Source organism: Proteus sp. TJ1640 (assembly GCF_003144445.1).
In the GTDB taxonomy this organism is placed as follows: domain Bacteria; phylum Pseudomonadota; class Gammaproteobacteria; order Enterobacterales; family Enterobacteriaceae; genus Proteus; species Proteus penneri.
Map to the genome: position 1 here is coordinate 112,963 of NZ_PENY01000021.1, position 25,909 is coordinate 138,871.

General features: G+C 38.1%; 18 protein-coding genes. 10 read left to right on the forward strand and 8 right to left on the reverse strand.

All coding sequences use genetic code 11. The annotated features are described in order from the left end of the window. Positions 1 to 139: 139 nt before the first annotated feature. Complete coding sequence (gene hpmA / locus DK861_RS07985; protein WP_109399770.1) at positions 140 to 4,873, reverse strand: calcium-independent hemolysin HpmA; 4,734 nt, start codon at positions 4,871 to 4,873, stop codon at positions 140 to 142. A 33-nt stretch (positions 4,874 to 4,906) separates the two neighbouring features. After that, complete coding sequence (locus DK861_RS07990; protein ID WP_109399771.1) at positions 4,907 to 6,592, reverse strand: ShlB/FhaC/HecB family hemolysin secretion/activation protein; 1,686 nt, start codon at positions 6,590 to 6,592, stop codon at positions 4,907 to 4,909. A 1,089-nt stretch (positions 6,593 to 7,681) separates the two neighbouring features. Between DK861_RS07990 and DK861_RS07995 the strand changes: the two genes are divergently transcribed. Next, positions 7,682 to 7,831, forward strand: a complete 150-nt coding sequence (locus DK861_RS07995) for an aromatic amino acid transport family protein (RefSeq protein ID WP_232240022.1) — start codon at positions 7,682 to 7,684, stop codon at positions 7,829 to 7,831. Positions 7,832 to 7,937: 106 nt separating this feature from the next. Beyond that, positions 7,938 to 8,330, forward strand: coding sequence for an 8-oxo-dGTP diphosphatase MutT (mutT, locus tag DK861_RS08000; protein WP_072063371.1), 393 nt, complete (start codon positions 7,938 to 7,940; stop codon positions 8,328 to 8,330). Positions 8,331 to 8,407: 77 nt separating this feature from the next. Here the strand turns inward: mutT and yacG are convergent, their stop codons facing one another. The 6 genes from yacG to ppdD all read right to left on the reverse strand — a co-directional run bounded on the left by yacG (position 8,408) and on the right by ppdD (position 13,124). Continuing rightward, positions 8,408 to 8,620, reverse strand: a complete 213-nt coding sequence (gene yacG, locus DK861_RS08005; RefSeq protein ID WP_006533733.1) for a DNA gyrase inhibitor YacG — start codon at positions 8,618 to 8,620, stop codon at positions 8,408 to 8,410. Positions 8,621 to 8,674: 54 nt separating this feature from the next. Continuing rightward, on the reverse strand, positions 8,675 to 9,427 hold the full coding sequence (gene zapD / locus DK861_RS08010; protein WP_109399772.1) for a cell division protein ZapD: 753 nt from the start codon (positions 9,425 to 9,427) through the stop codon (positions 8,675 to 8,677). Then, positions 9,420 to 10,043 (reverse strand): dephospho-CoA kinase, encoded by a 624-nt coding sequence (gene coaE, locus DK861_RS08015; RefSeq protein WP_109399773.1) that lies wholly within the window; start codon positions 10,041 to 10,043, stop codon positions 9,420 to 9,422. Before coaE ends, zapD begins: the two co-directional genes overlap by 8 nt. 234 nt (positions 10,044 to 10,277) lie before the next feature. Next, complete coding sequence (locus DK861_RS08020; protein WP_109399774.1) at positions 10,278 to 11,477, reverse strand: type II secretion system F family protein; 1,200 nt, start codon at positions 11,475 to 11,477, stop codon at positions 10,278 to 10,280. Next, complete coding sequence (locus DK861_RS08025; protein WP_109399775.1) at positions 11,474 to 12,574, reverse strand: ATPase, T2SS/T4P/T4SS family; 1,101 nt, start codon at positions 12,572 to 12,574, stop codon at positions 11,474 to 11,476. Before DK861_RS08025 ends, DK861_RS08020 begins: the two co-directional genes overlap by 4 nt. 106 nt (positions 12,575 to 12,680) lie before the next feature. Then, positions 12,681 to 13,124 (reverse strand): prepilin peptidase-dependent pilin, encoded by a 444-nt coding sequence (ppdD, locus tag DK861_RS08030; protein ID WP_109399776.1) that lies wholly within the window; start codon positions 13,122 to 13,124, stop codon positions 12,681 to 12,683. 211 nt (positions 13,125 to 13,335) lie between these two features. On the opposite strand from ppdD, the gene ampD reads away from it, so the two are divergent. From ampD to mscS, 8 genes are all read left to right on the forward strand, one after another. Next, complete coding sequence (gene ampD, locus DK861_RS08035) at positions 13,336 to 13,878, forward strand: 1,6-anhydro-N-acetylmuramyl-L-alanine amidase AmpD (RefSeq protein WP_006533724.1); 543 nt, start codon at positions 13,336 to 13,338, stop codon at positions 13,876 to 13,878. A gap of 325 nt (positions 13,879 to 14,203) precedes the next feature. Then, on the forward strand, positions 14,204 to 14,974 hold the full coding sequence (gene pdhR / locus DK861_RS08040) for a pyruvate dehydrogenase complex transcriptional repressor PdhR (protein ID WP_072063494.1): 771 nt from the start codon (positions 14,204 to 14,206) through the stop codon (positions 14,972 to 14,974). Positions 14,975 to 15,137: 163 nt separating this feature from the next. Then, positions 15,138 to 17,804, forward strand: a complete 2,667-nt coding sequence (gene aceE, locus DK861_RS08045; protein WP_072063365.1) for a pyruvate dehydrogenase (acetyl-transferring), homodimeric type — start codon at positions 15,138 to 15,140, stop codon at positions 17,802 to 17,804. Between the two features lie 12 nt (positions 17,805 to 17,816). Next, complete coding sequence (gene aceF / locus DK861_RS08050) at positions 17,817 to 19,682, forward strand: pyruvate dehydrogenase complex dihydrolipoyllysine-residue acetyltransferase (RefSeq protein WP_109399777.1); 1,866 nt, start codon at positions 17,817 to 17,819, stop codon at positions 19,680 to 19,682. Positions 19,683 to 19,883: 201 nt separating this feature from the next. Continuing rightward, a complete protein-coding gene (gene lpdA / locus DK861_RS08055; RefSeq protein WP_072063363.1) occupies positions 19,884 to 21,311 on the forward strand; it encodes a dihydrolipoyl dehydrogenase in 1,428 nt (475 codons plus the stop codon). A 514-nt stretch (positions 21,312 to 21,825) separates the two neighbouring features. Beyond that, on the forward strand, positions 21,826 to 24,423 hold the full coding sequence (acnB, locus tag DK861_RS08060; protein ID WP_109399778.1) for a bifunctional aconitate hydratase 2/2-methylisocitrate dehydratase: 2,598 nt from the start codon (positions 21,826 to 21,828) through the stop codon (positions 24,421 to 24,423). 136 nt (positions 24,424 to 24,559) lie between these two features. Further along, complete coding sequence (locus DK861_RS08065; RefSeq protein WP_109399779.1) at positions 24,560 to 24,931, forward strand: YacL family protein; 372 nt, start codon at positions 24,560 to 24,562, stop codon at positions 24,929 to 24,931. Between the two features lie 91 nt (positions 24,932 to 25,022). Next, positions 25,023 to 25,883, forward strand: coding sequence for a small-conductance mechanosensitive channel MscS (mscS, locus tag DK861_RS08070; protein ID WP_109399780.1), 861 nt, complete (start codon positions 25,023 to 25,025; stop codon positions 25,881 to 25,883). Positions 25,884 to 25,909: the final 26 nt, after the last annotated feature.

The window sequence follows — 25,909 nt, forward strand, 5'->3', positions numbered from 1 at the left end:
GTCATCAGTGGGTCTTTTTTGTTATTTACAGATTGTATTCTGTTTTTTATTTTGAATTGATCTATAAAACCCGCTTATTGTAATAACAAGCGGGTTTAGTTTACAAAAGAATAGGCATTACTCTTTTATCATGTGTCTATTACTTTTCAGAAATAGATGATTTTGTATTTACTGTTTCATTAACTTTAACAGGTGATTTTAATGATAAGTCACCACCTGCAAGTTGTTTCACGAGATCAACAGCAGATGATTTCAGATCAATATCTGCTCCGGCTTCATATTGATGGCCTTCAATATTATTTAATTGAACGCTGCTACCGCCCAAATCAACCAGGCCTTGCTCACTTTTAATTTCAGCGCCTGTAAGTTGAGTTGTACCACTTACATTTAATGAAATAGCATTTTTGCTTGTTAAGGTTGTGGTTTGGGTAACTGCATCATTATCAATATGAGAAACTTTAATATCCGCGTTCGCCGTATGGCCTTCAGCGCCTGTTACGATATTTTTGATACCATTACCTATTGTACCAACGCCTTTATCAATTTTGGTTTTTGTTTCGCCACTGATACCCGTTTTATCTGCGATAGCAGAAGAAAGTGAATTGTATTTATCAGAGATAACATCAGTTGCAGATTTAATACCTGAATCAATAGTTTCTTTGATAGTGTCTTCTAATAGTGATCCACCTGCTTCAGCGGTTTTATTAACTGGGCTAGATTTAGGATCATTGTTGTGGTTGTAACCAACATTTACATCAACATTAACGTGGCGATCGCTGTCTTTTTGACTCGTTACCGTAAAGTCACCGCCTACATTACCCGTTATATTATCCGCGGAAACATTTGCACCAGAAAGAGCGAGGTTTTTGTCACTATTTATAGTTAAGGAGCCAGTTTCTACGGAGGCATTTTGGTGAGTAGATTTTTGTTGATCTTCAACGTGTACTAAAACTTTGCCACCAATATTATGGATAGAGGTGGCTGGGTTTTCTTCGGTCACTTCTTTTGGCGTGGTATTGGTTTGTTTGCCATTTAAAGAGATATCTGTTCCCCAATTACTTTTGTAATCCGTGGATTGTGCTGATATCAGTGTGGTGTCACCAGATTGAGAAGTTAATTGCGTATCTTTGCTATTAACTTTAGTTCCTTGAAGATTAACAGAGCTACCGTTAACGGTTAAATTGCCTTGATTAGCAATTGTTCCACCGTCACGAGAAACTGTTTTCTCATCTTGCTTACCAATAGCAAATTCAGCGCCACCTAACCCATTGACAGAAGAGGATTTCTCTCCCGTTTTCTGGCCAAATCCTGCTTGTAATCCGCCTGATAAGTTTTTACCTGTTTCAGTACGTTGAGATTCTGCTGCTTTGAAATTAACTTTATTCGTTGCCGTCAGAGCAACATCATTTTCACTGGTTAAATGAGTTCCTTGCAAAGTCAGATTATGACCTGAATTTAACTCAATACCTTGTGAGCCATTCACTGAACCCACTTTCGCTGTTGTCTGATCTTTTTGATGATTTGTCCCACCTGCGTTAAAGCCACCACCATAATCTTTACTGTCTGGTGTTGTACCTACTTTCAGGTTTGCACTACCATTTACATTATGTTGATTTTCAGAATGAGTATCTGTTGCTTGTGCAAGCGTTAGATCACCGCCTGCATTTATGACAGTTTTGCCATCGCGAGCATCAAATTTAGTGCCTTCATAGTGCGCATCATCACGTACATTAATATTGATATTGCCAGCTGAATTAAACTGGCTACCTTCGGCTTTTGTTGTCGTTAAACTAGTGTCAGTGGTTTTACCTTCACCTTTAATTGCTACGGTAATGTCAGAGCCTGTTTTGGTACTGACACCAACTTGACCACCTCCCGTTGTTTCATGGAAGGACTGTTGGTGTTTATTTTGCGCTGCTTCACTAGTATGAGTGTTAGCAGTTAGCGCAACATCACCTTGAGTTGATTGATAATGAGTTCCTTGGTCATGTAAGGTGTTATTGCTGTCAGTATTAATATTACCGGCAGTAATTGATGTTGAAATTGCTTGGGTATCGTTTTGTGATTTCTGGCTTCCACCACCTTTCACTCCAACTTCAACACCTACATTAGGTGCTTCTAAATTACTTAAGTTAGCAAGATTGTTAATGGCATCTTTAGCGGTGATTTTTTTATCTAAATCCGTATTACTTCCCGGTTTTGTGGTATCAATCCCGTCTTCTACAGCTTTCTTAATTGGTTTAGTAGCACCACTATAATCAAGATTAACACCTACATCGATACCGATATTTAAAGTATCTGTTTTAGATGTTGCACTATCATTGGCAGCAAGGTGATTGATATTTTCACCCGATTCTTTATAAGCGCCATCAACTTTGTGTGATGCACCTTGGTGCGTTACATCATTGTTTGCAGTGATAGTTAAATCACCCGCAACTTGCGTTTCGCTACCTTTATTTTTGGTGATTTCGGTTGTTGTATGCTGTTGGTCATATTGGAAATCAGCTTTGTTACCGATTTTATCAACGCCACCGGTATAGCTAAATCCACCTGAAATGGTTCTATCTGTACTGTCAGTCTCTTTTTTGTTTTCTGTTGAAACAAAAGCAACATTGTCACCTGAAACAGTGGCATTACCTGCTGTTGTTTTTAAGTCAGAACCAGCAAAAGTGACATCTTTATCCGCTTGAACTTTAACACTGCCACCACTGAGGGTAGAACCGATTTGTTCTGTCTCTGTGCTATTGCTTTTATTGGATGTATGAGTGATATGAAAACCAGCACTATATTGTTTGTCTTCAACTTCTTTAGCATGACCAGTGATCTCTAATGATGTTTTTTCATCATTGATTTTCGTGGTTTGTTGTGCAGATTTAACGTTGATATCACCTAAAGACTCAATACCTAACTCGTCGGCACTTCTTATTAAGCTACCAATCACATTAACATCTTTGCCGCTGACCACAGTTAACTCTGCATCTGAAACTAATTCACTACCAGTTGAATGCTGTTGGTTAGTTTCATTCTTGTGGGAGTTTTTAGTGATGTTAAATGCAGTGCCTGTACGTTCATCTGTTTTAGTGATGGTTTCGCTAATCGCATTATCAATAACAACATCACCTTGAGTCGTTTTAACAAATGCGCCTTGGTTGCCTTTTACTTGGCTGCCTGTAACTTTGACACTGTTATCTGCTGCAAGTAACAGTTGTCCATTGGCCGTTAATTGTGTTGAATGGCTGACTTCTTGTTTGTTGTTATTGTTCTTATTATTACCACCACCGATCCCGCCCCAAACAACATGATTGTCGGTTACGGTTTTATCATTGTTGGTATTTTGAACATTAAGATTGATGTTCTCTTTAGCGTTGACGACAACATTCTCATTAGAATGTAATTTTGCGCCTTGAGCGGTAACAGACCCTTCGGCATTTAAACCTAGTGTTTTACCTGCGGTCAGCTCACTTGCTTTTAAGGTTTCTGTTTGATGGCTATTGCTCCAACTTCCTGTCTCTAAACGAGAAGTGTGGTTACGTTTATAGCCATTTTCACTACGATTTTCTTTTTCAACTAATCCATTGATATTAATATCTTTATTGGCATTAATTGCCAGAGTATTACCTGCATTAACTTTTGCACCTTCAAGTGTGACATCACCTTTAGTCGCTGTTAATGTTGCACTATTTTTCGCCTCAATATGGCTACCAACTTGCTGTACTAGCTCTTTTTCTTTAGTGACATCATATTGCCAAGAATAGAACCAACGATTGTCGGTATCGGTGTCCTTTTGCTGTAACTGTTTGCCATCAACAGTTAAATGGGCGCCTTGCAATAAAATATCATCACCCATTAAATCAGAGGCTTTGATTTGGTTTTTATTATCAGCGACCAAAGTGATATTTTTACCTTTTAACTCTGTTTTTGTCAGAGTCTGGCTAGAACCACTGTTATTAACAGCAATACCGCCACGGTAATTTTGATAGTTTTCACTACCCTCTTTGTCGTAACTGTCATAACGAACTTGGCTATCCGTTTGAATATTGTCCGCTCTAACACTTAATTCATTATCAGCAACAAATTTACCGGCTAATTTAACACCACTTCCTTCTGCGGTATTAATAATACGGATACGACCAGATTGCATACTTCCAAAGAAATAACTATCTAAAGCAGACGCGGGTTTTTGTGATGAAAGAATATCAAAGCGTTGAGAGAACGTGTTTTGACCTGTTAATGCAGAAATCTCAGCTGCGGTTATTTTACCTCGGCTATCAATGCGAGGTGCAATTAAATCTAAAAGACGAGGTGCATGTAATCCATTTTTACCAATAGAAAGTAAATTTGTATTATTCAGCGTGCTATAACCTTTTAATTCACCATTTTCAAACAGTGGATTACCTACAACTAAAGAAGAGCGACTGGTATTGATAAAACCGCATCCATCACAGGTAATTCCATTTGGGTTAGAAAGTACATATTCCGCCGCTATACCAAAAACTTCTTGTTGACCTAATAAGAATGAAGGATTTCGACTAACAACTTCATTTAAAATTAAAGAAGCAGCTTGTCCATTTAAGTTACTATTGGCATTGAGTTGTCCAGCAAGTTGTGATTGCCCAGCTTCTAAGGCATTGTTAAATACTGCGCCAGGTTTGCCTACATTAAAATCTTGATATTGGTTATGAGAAATACCTTCGTTATTCGGTGTAACGATATTAATGACTTGAGTACCACCATTAACTGATGAAACATTTGGTCCTTGATTGCCCGCATCAGGAACAATACCGCCAGCATATGCATTTAGTGATACGAAAATAATCGCTAAAGATGCAGCAAGCCTACCCGAAGGAGAGAGCTTGAAGTTTTTTGATTTCATAGAGTTTTCTCCGTTTATTGCTATGAGTGTGAATCAAAATAAATATGAAAATCTAACTAACACTTGAGTAGGGTCTTTGGTTTTATTGGAATTCGTTTGGTCGTAAAGCAAATGCCCCTTAGCGACTTCGATATCGAATTGTGCTTTTTGATATTGAAGATTTAAGCCTGAACTTAGTCCATAACCACTACGCCATCCTTCATAGTTGCCATGTTGTTGAACACGACCTGCATCTAGGCCAATTCGAGGGGTGATTGAAAAGGTATTTATTCGATAAGGATAAGAAAGCGTATTGCGCAAATAGCCGCCGTTATCGCCAGAAAGTGTACTTTGATCAAAACCGCGGATCGCATTTTTATCCGTTAAACTTAGCCATTCCACTCCCGGTAAGGTGTCAGGGCTATATTGGCCAAAGAAGGCGCTATTGAATAAAAATGTAGAATTCGATATAGCAAAACGATGTTGCCAATTGGCAAAAAGCTTAACTTTTGTAAAGCGATAGTCATTACCATTGCCATTAGCAATACGAGGTGATTCGTCTGCACCAAACCAACCAATGGCTTTTTCTGCACTTAAATTCGCACTGATAACACCATTTTGAATAATATGTAAATGGTTGATACCTAGCTCTACTGTTGTAAGTGCAGGGCTACTTAAATCAAGGCGAATTTGGCTGAAATAGTTACGTATCCGTTTATGTGTTACCTGCATATTTAAGGTATCAATCTGCTTTTGACTACGATAAAACGCGTAATCGCCCCTTAAACCAACTTGTGTTGTATCACCAGACAAACGTACGGTACGTGTTTGTAATGCTTGATGAAATTCATACTCGGAATAGCTACCAAAAGTACTGAATGTCAATGCGCCATAAGGTAAAGAATAGAGTAAGGTGTAAGCACGATTAAAACGTGTATTGGGATTATCAGTGGTAATACTAGCGTTTAAGCTAACAAAATCAGATAACCCAAATGGGCTGTCTAAGCTTGCATTCGTTCGAACTAACCAGCGCCCCGAGTTTTTTTGTCCATAATTATCACTCAAAATATTTAGGTGCCATGGTGCTTGTCGCTGATTGGAGAGCTGAATAATGGAGCCACCTAATTGCGTACCAGGCAATATATCTAATTTAACTTTATTCGATTGTAAGCGGTTTGCTTGATCAAGCCCTTGATCCAATTTTGAGAGTTCAAGAGGTTCTCCTTCAACATGAGGGAAAAGTAATGCGGTGTTAACGCCTTGATCGCCACCTTCTATTTTTTCAATAAAACCTTCAATAACATACAACCCAAGTTGTTGTTCTTGATTAGGACGTAAAAATTGAATTCTGGCAGTAATATAACCATGTTGAAGATAACGTTGAGTTAACTCTTTGATTAAACGATTAACGTCAGCACTTTTTATACATTGCTCTGGTAATGGTGTTAAGGAATCAAGATCTTTTTCATCAAGTAAAGTAATTCCTTGAACATAAACTCCATTAATAGGCAAACAATGTTCTGATTCAGTAATAAGTGTGGGGGAAGGTGAAACCTCTAATGCATTTTCTTGAAGTTGTTGATAGCGATTTTGTTCAATAAGTTGATTTATTTCACGTTGACTCTCTTGTAATGCGCGCCGCGATTCTCCCATCGAGCCTAAATAACCGGTGTCATTTGCTGTTAATCCAGTGGTTGATAATCCACTTAATAGTGTTAATAAAATAACTTTTTTTCTCATTTTACCTCAATATAAAGGTATTAATTCAAATATAAATAATATTGCTTAAATATAGAAAGATAATAATTAATGTTTTTATATTATCGTTAATTTTAGAATAATAAATACTGAGCACTCTCAATATGAAAAGAAATTAAAAATAGATGAAATAAAGATAAATTTTTATCTCTTTCGATATTAAATAGCGATATAACTAAAATGATTAACATCTCAAATTATATTGATTAAACAAATGATTAATTTAAAGGGTGTCTAGTGTATTGATTTTCATAGTGATAATCTTCAGTGTTATTTTTCTTATTGCTTAAACTATCATCAATTCAGTAATGTTAATTAAAATTTTTTCATTTTTTATAATGAGAAGATAAATAATGAGAGGAGATTCAAAGATATAAAAATAAAGTGCTAATTAGCTTTTCATTTGTTGTTTATAAGTTTATTAATGTTTTGTTTTGGAATAAATATTTCATGAATTGTTATTTCATTTAAATGAATAAAACGGGAGGTTAAAAGATTAGGACTTTATTGTTAAATCATTAATCATGATAAAAGTTATGGTTGTTTTAATATCATTTTTATTCAGTGAAAATGCAATTTAAATACATGTATTACCACTTGGTGTTATCAATGGAAGTTTAAATTATAAAAATATTTTATTTGATTTTGAAATAGGTGATAATGATCACGTTAATATATCATTTATTATAAACAGTGTGATTTTTATCCAAAATATATTTAATATTCTTTTTCCAGTATTATTAAAAGATAAACAAAAAGATGGAAAAGCGAAAAATGCTGTATTTATTTCTCATTTCCATTTTGACACAACAGCAGCACACGTTGAATTAAAGGTCTTGAATTCGAATATGAACCACCTGTGTTAAGACACTTTACTGCTATATTAAAACCTATCAAATAAATAATACTCCACAATAATAATGGCTCTCGTGCAATGTGATAGCCCTATCCTTATTTTAGTAAGGACTAAAAAATAGAAAATAAGTCGGTTAATAAAGAACCTTCAATTATATTGCAATTGCGTATGCAGGTACGGCTGCTTGTATCTGGGCAATTATCTGTCCTGCAGTTATGGCACTGAAAGCGCGAGATAAATTTCCCAACTCAGGCTTTAAAGTGTGGGGAGGTAAAGGATTAATTTATTCAGTTATCGCTTTTGGTGCCGTAGGGATTATTTGCCAAACATTAGCACAGTTTGGTTTGTTACCTATTTATCGTTAATTAATCAAGATAGCAAGGGAAAGAAAACCAGAGTAGCACGGTTGGATATGCGTTATAATAACACTAAGATGTTATAATGACGTTAATATTCAATAGGTTGTCTATAATGGATAAGAAGAAGCTACATATTGCTGCGGGTATTATTTGTGATCAACACAATAATGTCTTTATCACACAACGTCCTCTAAAATCGCATATGGGGGGATTTTGGGAATTTCCCGGGGGAAAATTAGAAGATAAAGAGACTCCAGAACAGGCGCTATTCCGTGAATTACAAGAAGAAATTGGTATTGATGTAACGCAATGCTCACTTTTTGAAACGGTAGAGCATGATTTTCCAGATAGACACATTACTTTATCTTTTTTCTTAGTCACGCAATGGAATAATGAGCCCTATGGTAAAGAAGGACAAGAATTTAAGTGGACATCTATTGGATCGTTAAATGCTGATGATTTCCCACCTGCAAACCGCACCATTGTGGCATTATTGCAAAAGTAGAATAGTGTTAAATAAGCGTTTATAAATAAAATAGCCACTCGATTGAGTGGCTATTTTTTATGTGTAGAATTAGATAGTTAGATGTCTTTAGGCTCATATTGCGGAGCTTCACTCCAATCATCACTATCATTAATATCACTTTGGCTTGGAATACGCTTTGATTCATCAGCCCATTCACCTAAATCAATAAGTTGGCAACGCTTACTACAAAAAGGGCGATAAGGGCTACTTTCATTCCAAACAACCTCTGTTTGACAGGTTGGACATTTTACAACTAATTCTTCGCTCATTATCTCTCCTAGATTTCATTGGTGCGATTTATGCTCATATCAATAAACATAATGTTAGCAACAAGCGATCTCAAAAGGTAGATCTAGAGGTACTGTTCCATTCTCACTATCAAGTGGTAAAAAGCGGATCGCATAGCGATTTTTGTGCCCAGAGACTTGAGGATAGATTTGGTGTTCGATGGCTATTTTAACACGTAACAATTCAGCTTCTTCAGCACTGTCTTGATAAAAACCACGGTGACTGAGAACGGGCTTAAATGTATCTGATTGGCGAATAAGCATAAGTAAACTATTTAATGCATTTTGTAATGGCAATAACCCCGTCAGCCAGTTTTGTAATCTTTCATCACGAATTGCTTGAGGTAAGCTTAACCACAAATGTAATGCCGGTACATCAAAGTTACAACATCCACCAGGAATACTTAGGCGCTGTTTAACTAAATTGATGACTTTATCTTGTTTCAAATGTTGACCAATGCGAGGAGCTTTACTTAATACAATTGCATTTTCAGCTAATTCATCAATAATTTGAGTGACAATTGCTTTATCAACATTAGGAAATGAAAGCCATTGCTGTAATTTTTTTTGTCTTTTTTCTAATTCTTTAAGTAATTCAGCGCGGATTTCGCCACGATCAAGTACTTCAATAAATTCTGATATCGCACGGAAAAACGAGAGAGCCGTGGGTAATGAATCAATTGCACTAAAACTGTTAATTTGAATCAATGAGTTTTCAATTCTAAGCCATGAACGCATTTTTTCATTGAGGGGATGTTCGAAGATGATTGTTGTGATGTCATCACTCATGGCAATTGTCCTGTAACGCTTGTTGAGCTAATTCTAAGTAATGCTGATGAAGTTGCTTAACTTTTTCAATCATATGTTGGCTATTATCGTGATTTTCAATAATATCATCAGCGACGGCTAATCGTTCTTGTCTTTGAGCTTGAGCTTTTAAAATATTGAGAACTTGCTCTCGACTTACGCCATCTCGTTTCATGGTTCTTTCTATTTGCTCTTCCTGTGTTACATCAACAACAAGAATACGAGAGGCGAGATGCGTTAATTTATTTTCAATTAATAATGGAACAACCCAAATAAGATAGGGCGCTTTAATTTGCTGTATCTGTTTTTGAGTCTCTTGCTGTATCAATGGATGGAGAAGATTGTTAACCCAATATTTTTCTTTATTATTTTCAAAAATAATCTGGCGCAACAGCGCTCGGTTTAATGAGCCATCGGGTAGTAAAATGCAGTCACCAAAATGTTGATGCAATGCATTGAGTCCTAAGGAGTGAGGCTCTACCACTAATCGAGCAATAATATCAGCATCAACAAGAGGTACACCTAATGAGGCAAAAGCATTAGCAACGGTAGTTTTACCGCTACCTATTCCGCCTGTAAGAGCAACCGTATAAGCCATTTGTGTTTATCTGTTTTTAATGAATTAAAATTTACTATTAGTCTAGGTATTCTAAAGCCTAATTTTGTTTTTATCACAAGATAATAACCGCAATATTTGGGTTTTATTCGGTTATTATGATAGGTGATTTTCTGCTACCCTAACATCCTACCTGATAATATGTGATAGAATTACCATCAATCAATGAGTTAGTGCAAAACATAGTAACAGCCTCTCACTCATAAAAATTGTGATTCACTGTATAGTATCACCTAACTGTAATATAGGAAGATACATAGCAATGATTAATGTACCAATAATCAATGCGATGACCGTCATAAGTATTGGCTCTAACCAAGCACTAATGGCATTTAATTGCTCATCGAGTTGATGATAAAACCAATCACTTAATTGCTGACAAAAATAGAGCAATTGCCCAGAGTTTTCTGCACAAATAATAAACTGATAACAAATAGGCGTAAAGAGTGGCTCATTTTTCATAAATAAGCTCAACGATTTACCTTGTATAATGTGATCACTCATTTTAGAAAGGAGTTGTTTATAAATAGGATGTGAAAGTTGTTCTGTTCCTATTTTTAAGCTTTGTAATAAAGGTAATCCTGCTTGTTGTGTAATACTGATTATTTGAAAAATAAGATGTAATTGCTGATATTTTAAAAGTTTACCTAAATAGGGGGTATGAAGAAGAAGAGCTTGTTCAGCGAAATAAAAGGGTGATAAAGAGTAACGAATTAAACGATAAAAAAGTATTAAACCGATGAAGATAAACGCTATCATACTGATATAATCAGTAAGCCATTGTGAAAAATTAATCAGGATTAATGTTAAATGAGGAAGTTCTGTATTAAAGGCGCTGTATAAGGACTGATATTCAGGTAAAACATAAAGCAACATAATACTGGTAATAAAAACTAATATAGTCAGTAAAAAGACAGGATATTTAAACGATTTTTTAATTTTTTTTACAATCTCTCGCTGTTTTTTTAACTGTATTATTTGCAGCGTAATCACTTCATCTAATTTTCCACTTTCTTCACCAATAAGAACAAAACGATTTAGTGAGGTCGGAAAATAAAGTGGATAGCGATTTAATTGTTTAGAAAGAGAACCTCCTTGCATTAAGTTAAAAATAATATCTTCTAACACACATTGCCAATGTGAATAACGACATTCATTTTTTAATAGTGTTAATGCAGGAAGAAGTGCTAAACCAGAATGTAGTAATAAAGCTAATTGTTCGAATAATTGAATTCGATATTGTTTATCAGCATCTTGAAATAAAACGATCTTATATAAACGAATTTTTATGGGGATTTTTTGTTGTTGAGTTAAGTTAATAAATGCTTCGTTATTCGAGGACGCAAGTATTTTTCCAGTGCATAATTCTCCTTGATAAGTTAATGCATCATAGTGATAAATCAGCTGTAATTTCATTCAATATCTCCTAGCGCTTGATAAACCTCCTCAAGTGTTGTGATCCCTTGTCTTATTAACGAAAAACCGGAATAGAATAAATGATAAAGGGATGAATGTGTTTGTTTTGACGGCTCAAAACAGTCATAAATAGCCGTTCTTCCATTATAGCCTGAACAGCATTGCTGACAACCAACGGCTTGCCAATTTGGTAATTCGACTATTTCTTTATTGATATTAATATGCTGTTTATTGGATAAGCATATTTTACAGTGTGGACATAAACAACGAACTAATCGTTGTGAAATAATTAAACTAATACAGGAATGGATAAGATCTTTTTCAATACCTAAGTTATGTAGACGCATTATTGTAGATGAAGCCGAATTAGTATGTAAGGTTGATAATACAAGGTGCCCGGTTTGTGCTGCTTTTATTGCCATTTCGGCTGTAGATTGATCACGTATTTCACCTACCATAATAATGTCAGGATCTTGGCGTAGTAATGCTCGTAATATTGTCGTGAATGAGATCCCTGATTTTTCAGAAATTTGAATTTGATTAATCCCCTTCAAAGGTAATTCAATTGGATCTTCAACACTATTTATATTTAGGTTCTCTCTATTTAAATAGTGTAAACAACTATATAAAGTGAGTGTTTTTCCACTTCCCGTTGGCCCTGTGACTAAAATCATTCCTTGAGGTAAATTTAAATATTTTTTTAGTAGCGTTAAGTGTGTAAGTTGAAAACCTAGATGATTTAATTCTGGTTGTTGTAAATTATTTATTAGTCGTAAAACAACTTTTTCACCATACAGCGTGGGAAGTGTTGCGATTCGTATTGAATATCTTTTTTCATGATAAGACCAACTAAATTGCCCATCTTGAGGTAACCGCTTTTCTGCAATATTTAAGTTAGCAAGTATCTTTAATCGAGTGACTATTTCTTCAGAGAATTCATCCGGAGGGGATGATAATAGATATAAATGATTATCTATTCTGGCGCGAACTCTTACACTGGTTTGTTGAGGCTCTATATGTAAATCAGAGACGCGTTTTAAAATACTTTCACGTAATAGATGCTCAATAAATTCTGTTGCAGAGTGTGTGATATCCATTCTTTACCTCTTTATACTTTTACTTTTTAATTTATCTGCGTTGTCTGCGATATTTAAAGTACATAATAAGAACACTCAATATGAGTGCTCTTTTATATTTAAAGCACTAATCTGATTTTAAAATTTCATTGCACTGTTTTTGCAACGTAAGATTTGTTGCTGAACATTGTATTTTCCAGACTGGAAGAAGGTCGTTAATTCTATTTTCTGGAGACATTGTAATCGTTAGACCATCAAGCTGAGATTTTCCAGTTGCACTAATCACGCCGTTTAACACATTAATATCAGACAAATATCGACTACGAAATTGTTGAGGCATAAAGGTTGAATCAGAATTACAGTGTTGAGGCTCATTTTCATAACGACATAATTCTACCGCAGAACGATAGGGCGACAGTGTTTGCAATACATCGGTTAATGCGGCTTTTTGGATATAACCTTGATAGGCCGGAATAGCAACAGAGCTTAAAATCGAGATGATAGCAATCACAATCATAAGTTCCATAAGGGTAAAACCATCTTCATTAGAGTGATAATTAAGTACATTCATCTAGCGTCCTCCTTGAGTAATAGACACTAGGAGTATGAAAAAAAAGGACTTTATTTGCGAATAAATAAAATAAAGTTTGAGTAAAATATCGAAAAGAAAAAGGAGATATACATATTTAACCTTTATTATTGAGGGAAAGTTCGCATTTATTGATGAGTATGAGCTAATAAAGTTATTGATAATGTCTAAAACAAAATAAAAGAGGGTTGATGTGGAAATAAAACAAGGTTGGCTAATCGATGCTAGACAGGTTCCTTCACCTAATCATGATAAGAGACCTGAAGGTGAGTCTCCTTCTTTATTAATTGTTCATAATATCAGTTTGCCTCCAGGCCAATTTGGTGGGCCTTATATTGACCAACTTTTTACCAATACATTATCAGAGCAAGATCATCCTTTTTTTAGTGAAATAATCGGTTTAAGAGTATCTGCTCATTGTCTTATTCGGCGTGATGGTGAAATTGTACAATATGTGCCTTTTACAGAGAGGGCATGGCATGCTGGCGTTTCTTTATATAAAGGCAGAGAAAAATGTAATGATTTCTCAATAGGTATTGAGCTTGAAGGTACTGATGAATGCGATTTTACTCAGCAGCAATATCAGCAATTAGTGAAGATAACTCAATCGCTTATTGCTCTGTATCCTGCCATTGAAGAAAATATTACTGGGCATAGTGATGTTGCACCAAATAGAAAAACTGATCCGGGGCCTCACTTTGATTGGGCTTATTTCCGCAGTTTGTTAACAAAATAACCAGCCGAATTGAATTTTAAATCATTAATTTTGAGTTTTAATTCAAAATAATATTGCTGTCACGCTTCAGTTTGACTGTTTATGTGTTTAAAAAACGTTAAAAAATTTATTTTTGACGTTTCTGAATAATGCGATCTGGTTATCACTTTTGATGAATTTTTAAAATAATTTGTTAAAATTTGCAGGTTTTTATGATTTCGCTCAACAACTGTATGGACAGTTAGTGAATACTTTGTTACTTTATTATCCGTTATATTAAATTGGTATTACCAATTGACAACTCAATCACTAAGGTAATAGTTATCCAATAATGGCTTTCAGCAATATGGCTTATACAAAAATCCGCCAACCTAAGCTTTCTGATGTTATTGAGCAACAGCTTGAACATCTGATTTTAGAAGGTACTCTGCGTCCGGGAGAAAAACTCTTACCTGAGCGTGAACTGGCGAAGCAATTTGATGTATCTCGCCCTTCATTGCGTGAAGCAATCCAAAAATTAGAAGCTAAAGGTTTTTTACTCCGTCGCCAAGGCGGTGGTACTTTTGTTCAGCACAATCTCTGGCAAAGTTTTAGTGATCCTTTAGCTCAACTGCTTAGCGGACATCCCGAATCTCAATTTGATCTTTTAGAAACGCGCCATGCACTTGAAGGTATTGCTGCATATTATGCTGCATTACGTGGCACCGATGAAGATCTTGAACGTATCAAAGCTAGTCATGATTGCATCTTGAAAGCCCACGAAAAGGGTGATTTAGTCGCTGAATCTGAAGCGGTATTGCAATATCAATTAATTGTTACGGAAGCTGCTCATAATGTTGTTTTATTGCATCTATTACGATGCATGGTGCCAATGCTTGAGCAAAATATTCGCCAGAATTTTGAGTTTCTTTACACTCGTAAAGAGATGTTAACAGCAGTAAGTGAACATCGTAGTCAGATTTATCAGGCTATTATTAATAGAGAGCCGGAGGTAGCGCGTGAAGCTTCACATCGCCATTTGGCCTTTATTGAAGATGTTTTGTTGGATATGAGTCGTGAACATACTCGCCGTGAGCGCTCTTTGCGCCGGCTACAACAACATCCTGATTTATTTTAGTAGCACAGATCCTGACCGCTGAGTCTGTACTACCTATCGCCCTGTGATTTTCAGGGGAAGCGGTAATAACAGCAGGGCCTATCTTCCCGTCATATCAGATGGGTATAACGGGAAGATAGGCTCCCATAACCATTAAAAACAGATAACAGATAAGGAATACACCATGTCAGATATGCTGAAAAATGACGTGGATCCGATCGAAACTCGCGACTGGTTACAAGCGATCGACTCGGTCATCCGTGAAGAAGGTGTTGAGCGTGCACAGTTCCTGATTGATCAGGTATTAAAACAAGCCCGTAATGGTGGTCTTAATATCGCTTTAGGCGGTGCTGTACACAGTGATTATATCAATACCATTCCTGCTGAAGATGAACCCGCTTACCCTGGCAATCTGGAATTAGAGCGTCGTATTCGTTCTGCTATTCGCTGGAACGCAGTAATGATGGTTCTGCGTGCATCCAAAAAAGATTTGGAACTCGGCGGACACATGGCGTCATACCAGTCTTCTGCAACGTTATATGAAGTATGCTTTAATCACTTCTTCCGTGCCCATAATGACAATGATGGCGGCGACTTGGTTTATTTCCAAGGCCATATCTCCCCAGGTATCTATGCACGTGCATTCTTAGAAGGTCGTTTAACTGAAGAGCAATTAAACAACTTCCGTCAAGAAATTGGTGGTAAAGGTTTATCTTCTTATCCACACCCTAAATTAATGCCTGAATTCTGGCAGTTCCCAACTGTTTCTATGGGTCTGGGACCACTATCTGCAATTTACCAAGCTAAATTCCTGAAATATTTGAATCACCGTGGCTTAAAAGATACGACTAAACAAACGGTTTATGCGTTCTTAGGCGACGGAGAGATGGACGAGCCAGAATCTAAAGGTGCAATCACCATCGCAGTTCGCGAAAAATTAGATAATCTGTGCTTCGTTGTTAACTGTAACTTACAACGTCTTGATGGCCCAGTTACTGGTAACGGCAAAATTGTTAACGAATTAGAAGGTATCTTTGCGGGTGCTGGCTGGAACGTTATCAAAGTCATGTGGGGCGATCGTTGGGATGAGCTTCTGCGTAAAGACACCTCTGGTAAACTCATTCAATTAATGAATGAAACTCTGGATGGTGATTACCAGACATTTAAATCTCGTGATGGCGCTTATGTTCGCGAGCACTTCTTCAATCGTTACCCAGAAACTGCTGCATTAGTTAAAGATATGACTGATGATGAAATCTGGGCACTAAACCGTGGTGGTCACGATCCGAAGAAAGTCTTTGCAGCATTCCAAAAAGCAAAAGACACTCAAAACAAACCAACTGTTATTTTAGCTCAAACCATTAAAGGTTATGGTATGGGTGAAACAGCAGAAGGTAAAAACATCGCTCACCAAGTTAAAAAAATGAACATGGATGGTGTTCACCATTTCCGTGATCGTTTCAATATTCCAGTTGCTGATGAGCAAATCAAAGACCTGCCTTATATTACTTTTGATAAAGAGTCAGAAGAATACAAATATCTGCACGCACGTCGTCAGGATTTAGGCGGTTACCTACCAGCTCGTCGTCCTCGTTTTGACGAAAAACTGGATATTCCGACACTGGAAGATTTCAGCCAATTACTGGAAGAACAATCTAAAGAGATTTCTACAACTATCGCATTCGTTCGTGCACTGAACGTGATGTTGAAAAATAAATCTATCAAAGATCGTTTAGTACCTATTATTGCTGACGAAGCACGTACTTTCGGTATGGAAGGTCTGTTCCGTCAAATCGGTATTTATAGCCCGAATGGCCAACAATATACGCCTCAAGATCGTGAGCAAGTTGCTTACTATAAAGAAGACGTTAAAGGCCAAATTCTGCAAGAAGGTATCAACGAACTGGGTGCTGGCGCATCTTGGTTAGCAGCTGCAACATCTTACAGCACTAACAATCTGCCAATGATCCCATTCTATATCTACTACTCAATGTTTGGTTTCCAACGTATTGGCGACCTATGCTGGGCAGCAGGTGACCAACAAGCTCGTGGTTTCTTAATAGGTGGTACTTCAGGCCGTACAACACTTAACGGTGAAGGTCTACAACACGAAGATGGTCATAGCCATATTCAATCGCTAACTATCCCTAACTGTATTTCTTATGATCCAGCATTCGCTTATGAAGTTGCTGTTATCATGCAGGATGGTTTAGAGCGTATGTATGGTGATAAACAAGAAAACGTTTATTACTACATCACTACACTGAATGAAAACTACCATATGCCAGCAATGCCAGCCGGTGTTGAAGAAGGTATCCGTAAAGGTATCTACAAACTAGAATCACTGGAAGGCGCGAAAGGTAAAGTTCAGTTACTGGGTTCAGGTTCTATTCTGCGTCACGTTCGTGAAGCAGCACAAATCCTGTCTACTGAATACGGTATTGGTTCTGATGTTTATAGCGTAACTTCATTCACTGAATTGGCTCGTGATGGTCAAGATTGTGAACGTTGGAACATGCTACACCCATCTGAAGCACCGCGTGTACCTTACATCGCTCAAATTATGAATGATGCACCAGCTGTAGCCTCTACTGACTATATGAAACTGTTCGCTGAACAAGTTCGTACTTATGTACCAGCAGATGATTACCGCGTATTAGGTACAGATGGTTTCGGTCGTTCTGATAGCCGTGAAAACCTACGTCACCACTTCGAAGTTGATACTTCTTATGTGATTGTTGCTGCATTAGGTGAATTAGCTAAACGTGGTGAGATTGATGTGAAGGTTGTTGAAGAAGCAATCAATAAATACAACATCAACCCTGAAAAAGTAAACCCACGTCTGGCGTAAGAGGTAAAGTGAATGTCTATTGAAATTAAAGTCCCAGATATCGGTGCGGATGAAGTTGAAGTCACCGAAGTGATGGTGAAAGTGGGCGACCGTATTGAGGAAGAACAATCCTTAATTACTGTAGAAGGCGACAAAGCTTCTATGGAAGTCCCATCACCACAAGCGGGTGTAGTGAAAGAGATCAAAATTGCTGTGGGCGATAAAGTTCAAACCGGTTCTCTTATCATGATTTTTGAAGCAGAAGATGCTGCGCAAGCTGCACCTGCTCAAGCTGAAGCACCTGCACCAGCCGCTGCGCCTGCGACAGCTGAATTAAAAGAAGTTCATGTACCTGATATCGGCGGTGACGAAGTTGAAGTTACCGAAGTGATGGTAAAAGTGGGCGATAGCGTTGCTGAAGAACAATCACTGATCACTGTAGAAGGTGATAAAGCTTCTATGGAAGTTCCAGCTCCATTTGCTGGTGTAGTGAAAGAAATCAAAATCGCAACGGGTGATAAAGTGAGCACAGGCTCTCTTATCATGGTGTTTGAAGTTGCAGGTAGCGCACCTGTTGCTCAGGCAGCACCAGCTCCAGCAGCATCTGCACCAGCAACATCTGCTGTGAAAGAAGTGAATGTACCAGATATCGGTGATGACGAAGTTGAAGTGACTGAAGTGATGGTTAAAGTCGGTGATTCCATCTCCGAAGAACAATCACTGATCACCGTTGAAGGTGACAAAGCTTCTATGGAAGTTCCAGCACCATTTGCAGGTGTGGTTAAAGAGATCAAAATTGCGGTGGGCGACAAAGTGAAAACTGGCTCACTGATCATGATGTTTGAAGTTGCAGGTGCAGCACCTGTTGCTCAAGCACCAGCGGCAACTGCGCCAGCACCAGCAAGTTCTGCACCGGCAGCACCTGCTAAAGCACAAGCGACTGCGCCAGCGGCGAAAGAAGAATTCGTTGAAAATGATGCTTACGTTCATGCAACACCTGTTATTCGTCGCTTGGCGCGTGAATTTGGTGTGAACTTAGCGAAAGTGAAAGGTACTGGTCGTAAAGGCCGTATCTTACGTGAAGACGTTCAGTCTTACGTGAAAGAGTTAATTAAACGTGCTGAATCTGCACCAGCGAATGCAGGTGGCGGATTACCAGGCATGTTACCTTGGCCGAAAGTTGACTTCAGTAAGTTCGGTGAAATTGAAGAAGTTGAATTAAGCCGTATCCAGAAAATCTCTGGTGCTAACTTAAGCCGTAACTGGGTGATGATCCCTCACGTAAATCTGTTCGATGAAGCAGATATCACTGAGGTTGAAGAATTCCGTAAACAGCAAAATAAAGAAGCAGAGAAGAAAAAACTGGATGTTAAGATCACTCCGTTAGTCTTCGTGATGAAAGCAGCAGCAAAAGCACTGGCCGATATGCCACGCTTTAACAGCTCTATCTCTGAAGATGGACAGAAACTGATCCTGAAAAAATACATCAATATTGGTATTGCTGTAGATACACCTAACGGTTTAGTTGTTCCTGTTTTCAAAGATGTTAACAAAAAAGGCATTATTGAACTGTCTTATGAGTTAGCTGAAGTTTCTAAGAAAGCACGTGCAGGTAAACTGACAGCTGCAGATATGCAAGGCGGATGTTTCACTATTTCTAGCCTTGGTGGTATCGGTACTACCGGTTTTGCACCAATCGTTAACGCACCAGAAGTTGCGATTATGGGACTTTCCCGTTCTTCTATGAAACCAGTATGGAATGGTAAAGAATTCGTACCACGCTTGATTCTACCAATGTCACTATCTTTCGATCACCGTGTGATCGATGGTGCTGACGGTGCTCGATTCATCACTCTGATTAATCAGTACATGAGCGATTTACGTCGTTTGGTAATGTAATTATTTAAACCGGTGCTTAGCGCCGGTTTCTCTGATTACAGTGATGGATTTTACAGTCATACATCTTAGGTTGTGAGATCCGTCATGTTAGAGCGCTTTTCAGTTTATTAACATTTCTGTAAACTGCATGCGGTATGTAAGTCTCGGTGTTAAATATGGATTTTCGTCTGACTCGCCGGACAAATAAATAATGAGGTCACGATGAGTACTGAAATTAAAGCACAGGTAGTGGTTCTCGGTGCAGGCCCTGCGGGTTATTCCGCGGCGTTCCGTTGCGCTGACTTAGGTTTAGAAACAGTTTTAGTTGAACGTCACTCTACTTTAGGTGGTGTTTGTCTGAACGTGGGTTGTATCCCTTCTAAAGCGTTACTCCACGTTGCTAAAGTTATCGAAGAAGCGAAAGCATTATCTGAGCACGGTGTTGTTTTTGATGCACCAAAAACAGATATCGACAAAATTCGCATCTGGAAAGACAAAGTTATTTCTCAGTTAACCGGTGGCTTAGCGGGCATGGCTAAAGGCCGTAAAGTGACTGTTGTTAATGGCGAAGCACGATTCACAGGTTCTCACACATTGTCTGTTGAAGGTGGTGAAGGTACAACTACCATCACTTTTGAAAATGCAATCGTTGCTGCCGGCTCACGTCCAATCGAACTACCATTCATTCCACATGAAGACCCACGAGTATGGGATTCAACAGATGCACTGCAACTGAAAACCGTACCAGAGCGTTTACTGGTTATGGGTGGCGGTATCATCGGTCTGGAAATGGGAACGGTTTATCACTCTCTGGGTTCTCAGATTGACGTAGTTGAAATGTTTGATCAGGTTATTCCTGCTGCTGACAAAGACGTGGTTAAAGTATTTACCAAACGTATCAGCAAGAAATTTAACCTGATGCTAGAAACCAAAGTAACTGCGGTTGAAGCAAAAGAAGATGGTATCTACGTAACAATGGAAGGCAAAAAAGCGCCAGCAGAACCACAACGTTACGATGCAGTATTAGTTGCTATTGGTCGTGTGCCTAACGGCAAATTATTAGACGCAGGTAAAGCGGGCATCGAAGTTGATGATCGTGGCTTTATCCATGTTGATAAACAAATGCGTACTAATGTACCTCACATTTTTGCTATCGGAGACATTGTTGGTCAACCAATGCTGGCTCACAAAGGTGTTCATGAAGGTCACGTTGCAGCAGAAGTTATCTCTGGTAAAAAACATTACTTCGATCCTAAAGTTATTCCATCAATCGCTTATACTGAACCAGAAGTTGCATGGGTTGGTATGACAGAAAAAGAAGCGAAAGAGAAAGGCGTTAGCTATGAAGTAGCTTCTTTCCCTTGGGCCGCATCAGGCCGTGCAATCGCATCAGATTGTGCAGATGGTATGACTAAACTGATTTTCGACAAAGAAACTAACCGAGTTATCGGTGGTGCAATTGTTGGTTCTAACGGTGGTGAACTGTTAGGTGAAATCGGTCTAGCAATCGAAATGGGTTGTGATGCTGAAGATATCGCATTAACTATCCACGCTCACCCAACGTTATACGAATCAATCGGTATGGCTGCGGAAGTATTTGAAGGTAGTATCACTGACCTGCCAAATCCAAAAGCGAAAAAGAAAAAATAAGCGACTTGTTTACTGAACATAGTTGACTGAAAACGGTTTACTAAAAACAGTTTACTAAAGTAGCTTAAATGATAAGGGCTAAGTTCTTTAAAGAACTTGGCTCTTTTTTTATGTCTTTTTGTTGAAACTTGCATTGCATAGTGAAGGGTAATATTAGCGATTAGACTTTTCTGTTGTTTATTTAATCGCTAATTTAACTTTAGTGCTAATTTGCGGATGAAAAAAACTATAAAAAGTGTGGTTATTAACCAAAATCTTGGTTAAAAGTCCCTGTTATATATTTTGTTTAAGTGTTTTAATCTGAATAAGTAGATATTTGAATTTGATTAATGTTACTTTTATGTGAACGAATTAACATCGTGTTGAAGATTTGCTATGCTGATAGCCCTTAGCTGGGCATAATTTCACAACCTCTTATGTTTTATGCGAGCAAAAGATCCTCTGACCTGGCACTTTATTAATAAGGTGCAGACAGCCGGGTTATACAAAATGACAAAGAAGCGAGGAGACAGTCGTGCTAGAAGAATACCGTAAGCACGTAGCAGAGCGTGCAGCTGAAGGTGTCGTTCCAAAACCTCTCGATGCAACACAAACAGCCGCACTTGTTGAGCTATTAAAAAATCCCCCTAAAGGTGAAGAAGAATTTCTTCTTGATTTAATTGTTAACCGTGTTCCACCTGGAGTTGATGAAGCTGCCTATGTTAAGGCGGGTTTTTTAACTGCCCTCGCGAAAGGCGAAACCACATCACCTCTTATCTCGCCAGAAAAAGCCGTTGAATTATTAGGTACCATGCAAGGTGGCTATAATATTCATGCTTTAATTGAATCTCTGGATAACGATAAATTAGCCCCAATTGCAGCCAAAGCGCTTTCTCACACATTACTGATGTTCGATAACTTCTATGATGTTGAAGAAAAAGCCAAAACAGGCAACGTTTATGCTAAACAGATTATGCAATCTTGGGCTGATGCGCAGTGGTTTACTGAGCGCCCCGAATTAGCAGAAAAAATTACTGTTACCGTATTTAAAGTCACTGGTGAAACCAATACCGATGACTTATCTCCAGCACCTGATGCTTGGTCCCGCCCAGATATCCCATTACATGCTTTAGCCATGTTAAAAAATGCGCGCGAAGGAATTGAACCAGATCAACCGGGTAGTGTTGGTCCTATCAAACAAATCGAAGCATTAAATAAAAAAGGCTTCCCACTGGCTTATGTTGGTGACGTTGTAGGGACGGGTTCTTCTCGTAAATCAGCGACAAACTCTGTACTTTGGTTTATGGGAGATGATATTCCATTCGTTCCTAATAAACGTGGTGGCGGGGTTGTTCTCGGTGGTAAAATTGCACCTATCTTCTTTAACACAATGGAAGATGCAGGTGCATTGCCTATCGAAGTTGATGTTTCTAAATTAAATATGGGTGATGTTATTGATATTTACCCATATAAAGGTGAAATTCGTAACCATGAAACGAATGAGTTACTAGAAACCTTTGAGCTGAAAACAGAAGTATTAATTGATGAAGTTCGTGCTGGTGGTCGTATTCCATTGATCATTGGTCGTGGGTTAACGTCAAAAGCGCGTGAATCACTAGGCTTACCAGCTAGCACGCTATTCCGTCATGCTAAATCTGTTGAAGAAAGCAACCGTGGTTTCTCATTAGCTCAGAAAATGGTTGGTCGTGCTTGTGGTCGTACAGGTATTCGTCCTGGCGAATATTGTGAGCCTAAAATGACTTCAGTAGGTTCACAAGACACAACGGGTCCAATGACTCGTGATGAGCTAAAAGACTTAGCTTGTCTTGGTTTCTCTGCTGATTTAGTGATGCAATCATTCTGTCATACTGCTGCTTATCCAAAACCGGTAGACGTTACAACGCATCACACTTTGCCTGACTTTATTATGAATCGTGGTGGTGTTTCACTGCGTCCGGGCGATGGTATTATTCACTCATGGTTAAATCGTATGTTATTACCTGATACTGTTGGTACGGGTGGTGATTCGCATACTCGTTTCCCTATTGGTATCTCATTCCCAGCAGGCTCTGGTCTAGTGGCTTTTGCAGCAGCAACTGGGGTTATGCCATTAGATATGCCAGAATCTGTTCTGGTACGTTTTAAAGGTGAAATGCAACCGGGTGTGACACTGCGTGATTTGGTTCATGCTATTCCTTATTATGCGATCCAAGATGGTTTACTGACAGTTGAGAAAAAAGGTAAGAAAAACATTTTCTCTGGTCGTATTCTTGAGATTGAAGGCTTACCAGAACTGAAAGTAGAACAAGCTTTTGAGCTTGCTGATGCATCAGCTGAACGTTCAGCGGCGGGTTGTACTATTAAACTGGATAAAGCGCCTATTATTGAGTACCTGCAATCTAATATCATCTTACTGAAATGGATGATTGCTGAAGGTTATGGTGATCGTCGTACGATTGAACGTCGCATCACTTCGATGGAGAACTGGCTGAAAGATCCGCAATTACTTGAAGCGGATGCTGATGCAGAATATGCCGCAGTGATCGAAATTGATTTAAATGAGATCAAAGAGCCAATTCTATGTGCGCCTAACGATCCAGATGATGCTCGCCTACTGTCTGAAGTGGCAAACAGCAAAATTGATGAAGTGTTCATTGGTTCTTGTATGACTAACATTGGTCACTTCCGTGCTGCGGGTAAACTGCTTGATCAACACAAAGGTCAATTACCAACACGCTTGTGGGTTGCTCCACCAACAAAAATGGATGCAGCGCAATTGACGGAAGAGGGCTATTATAGCGTCTTTGGTAAGAGTGGCGCGCGCATTGAAGTGCCAGGCTGTTCACTCTGTATGGGTAACCAAGCGCGAGTGGCTGATGGTGCAACCGTCGTCTCAACTTCGACACGTAACTTCCCTAACCGCTTAGGTACAGGTGCAAATGTGTATCTTGCTTCTGCGGAGCTTGCGGCAGTGGCTTCATTACTAGGTCGTTTACCTGAGCCACAAGAGTATTTGGATTTCATGAGTAAAGTGGATGAAACTGCAGAAGATACTTATCGTTATCTAAACTTTGATCAACTAGAGCAATATACGGATAAAGCGGATCAAGTTATTTTCCAAACAACGGTATAACGGTTAATTTATTGCTTTAAAGTATTTTATGTGAACAAACGGGAGGCAAATGCCTCCCGTTTTTTGTTATTTTTGTCATAATAAGAATAAGATATTTTTTATTAAAAAAGCGAGAGCTTTATAAGGGGCGTACACCATGGATTATGAATTTCAGCGAGATCTCACTGGCGGTATACTAGCCCGTTTTTCGATGGATCATGAAGCAATAGGCTATTGGTTGAATGATGAAATTCAAGGCGATATTAGTCTGATAGATCAAATTCTTGAAGAAATGGAAGGTATTAAAGGCAGTGAAAGACAGTGGGAACTTATCGGTAAAGAATACAGTCTTTCTATTGATGACGAAGAAGTGATGGTAAGAGCCAATACCTTGCATTTTGAGACAGATGAAATGGAAGAGGGCATGAGCTATTACGATAATGAAAGCATCTCTTTTTGTGGTTTAGATGATTTTGCTACTATGTTACAAAAATATCGGTTATTTATTCTGGATAATAGAAGAAATTAACAAATCCTATATATTTCTTGAATAAATCTGCCACAATATACTATTGAATTACTATTCTTTTCATTACGTTTTAAGTTTAAAAGGTGGTCTAATGAATGATTTACCCGCTAGTTTAGATGAAGCAACAGGTTGGTTTGTCGCAAATCAGGATCTCTTTATTCAGTATGCGGTAAATATTATTGCTGCATTTTTGATACTATTTGTCGGTCTTTTTGTGGCAAAAATGATTAGTAAAGGTGTCGCCAGAGTTTTAACATTGCGCCATATTGATGCTACTGTTGTGACGTTTTTGTCTGTCCTAGTTCGTTATACCGTTGTTGCTTTTACCTTAATTGCAGTATTAGGACGATTAGGGGTTCAAACAGCGTCTGTTATCGCAGTGCTAGGTGCTGCCGGTTTAGCCGTCGGTTTAGCATTACAAGGTTCGCTGTCTAACTTTGCTGCTGGTGTATTAATTGTTATTTTCCGTCCAATTCGTACGGATGAATATGTGATGATTGGCTCTGTAGAAGGTACTGTGAAAGATGTGCAGATTTTTTCTACAACATTACGCTCAGCAGATGACAGAATTATTGTTATCCCAAATAGTAAAATTATCAGTAGTGAAGTGATCAACTTAAGTCGCGAGCCTAATCGCCGTACTCAAATTATTGTTGGTGTCGCTTATGATGCTGATATTGATAAAGTAAAACAAGTATTGGGTGACGTTGTTGCAAAAGACAAACGTATTCAACATGAACAAGACGTGACGATCCGTTTACATGAAATGGCGCCATCTTCATTAAATTTTGTGGTACGAGTTTGGACAACGAATGCTGATGCATTGCCGGTTTATTGGGATTTAATGGAAAATTTTAAACGCGCATTAGATGCAAATAATATTGGTATTCCATTCCCACAAATGGATGTTTATATGCATCAAACACAAAATACAACAGCTAAAACCGAGTAGTTTTACAGTAAATAAATGACATAAAG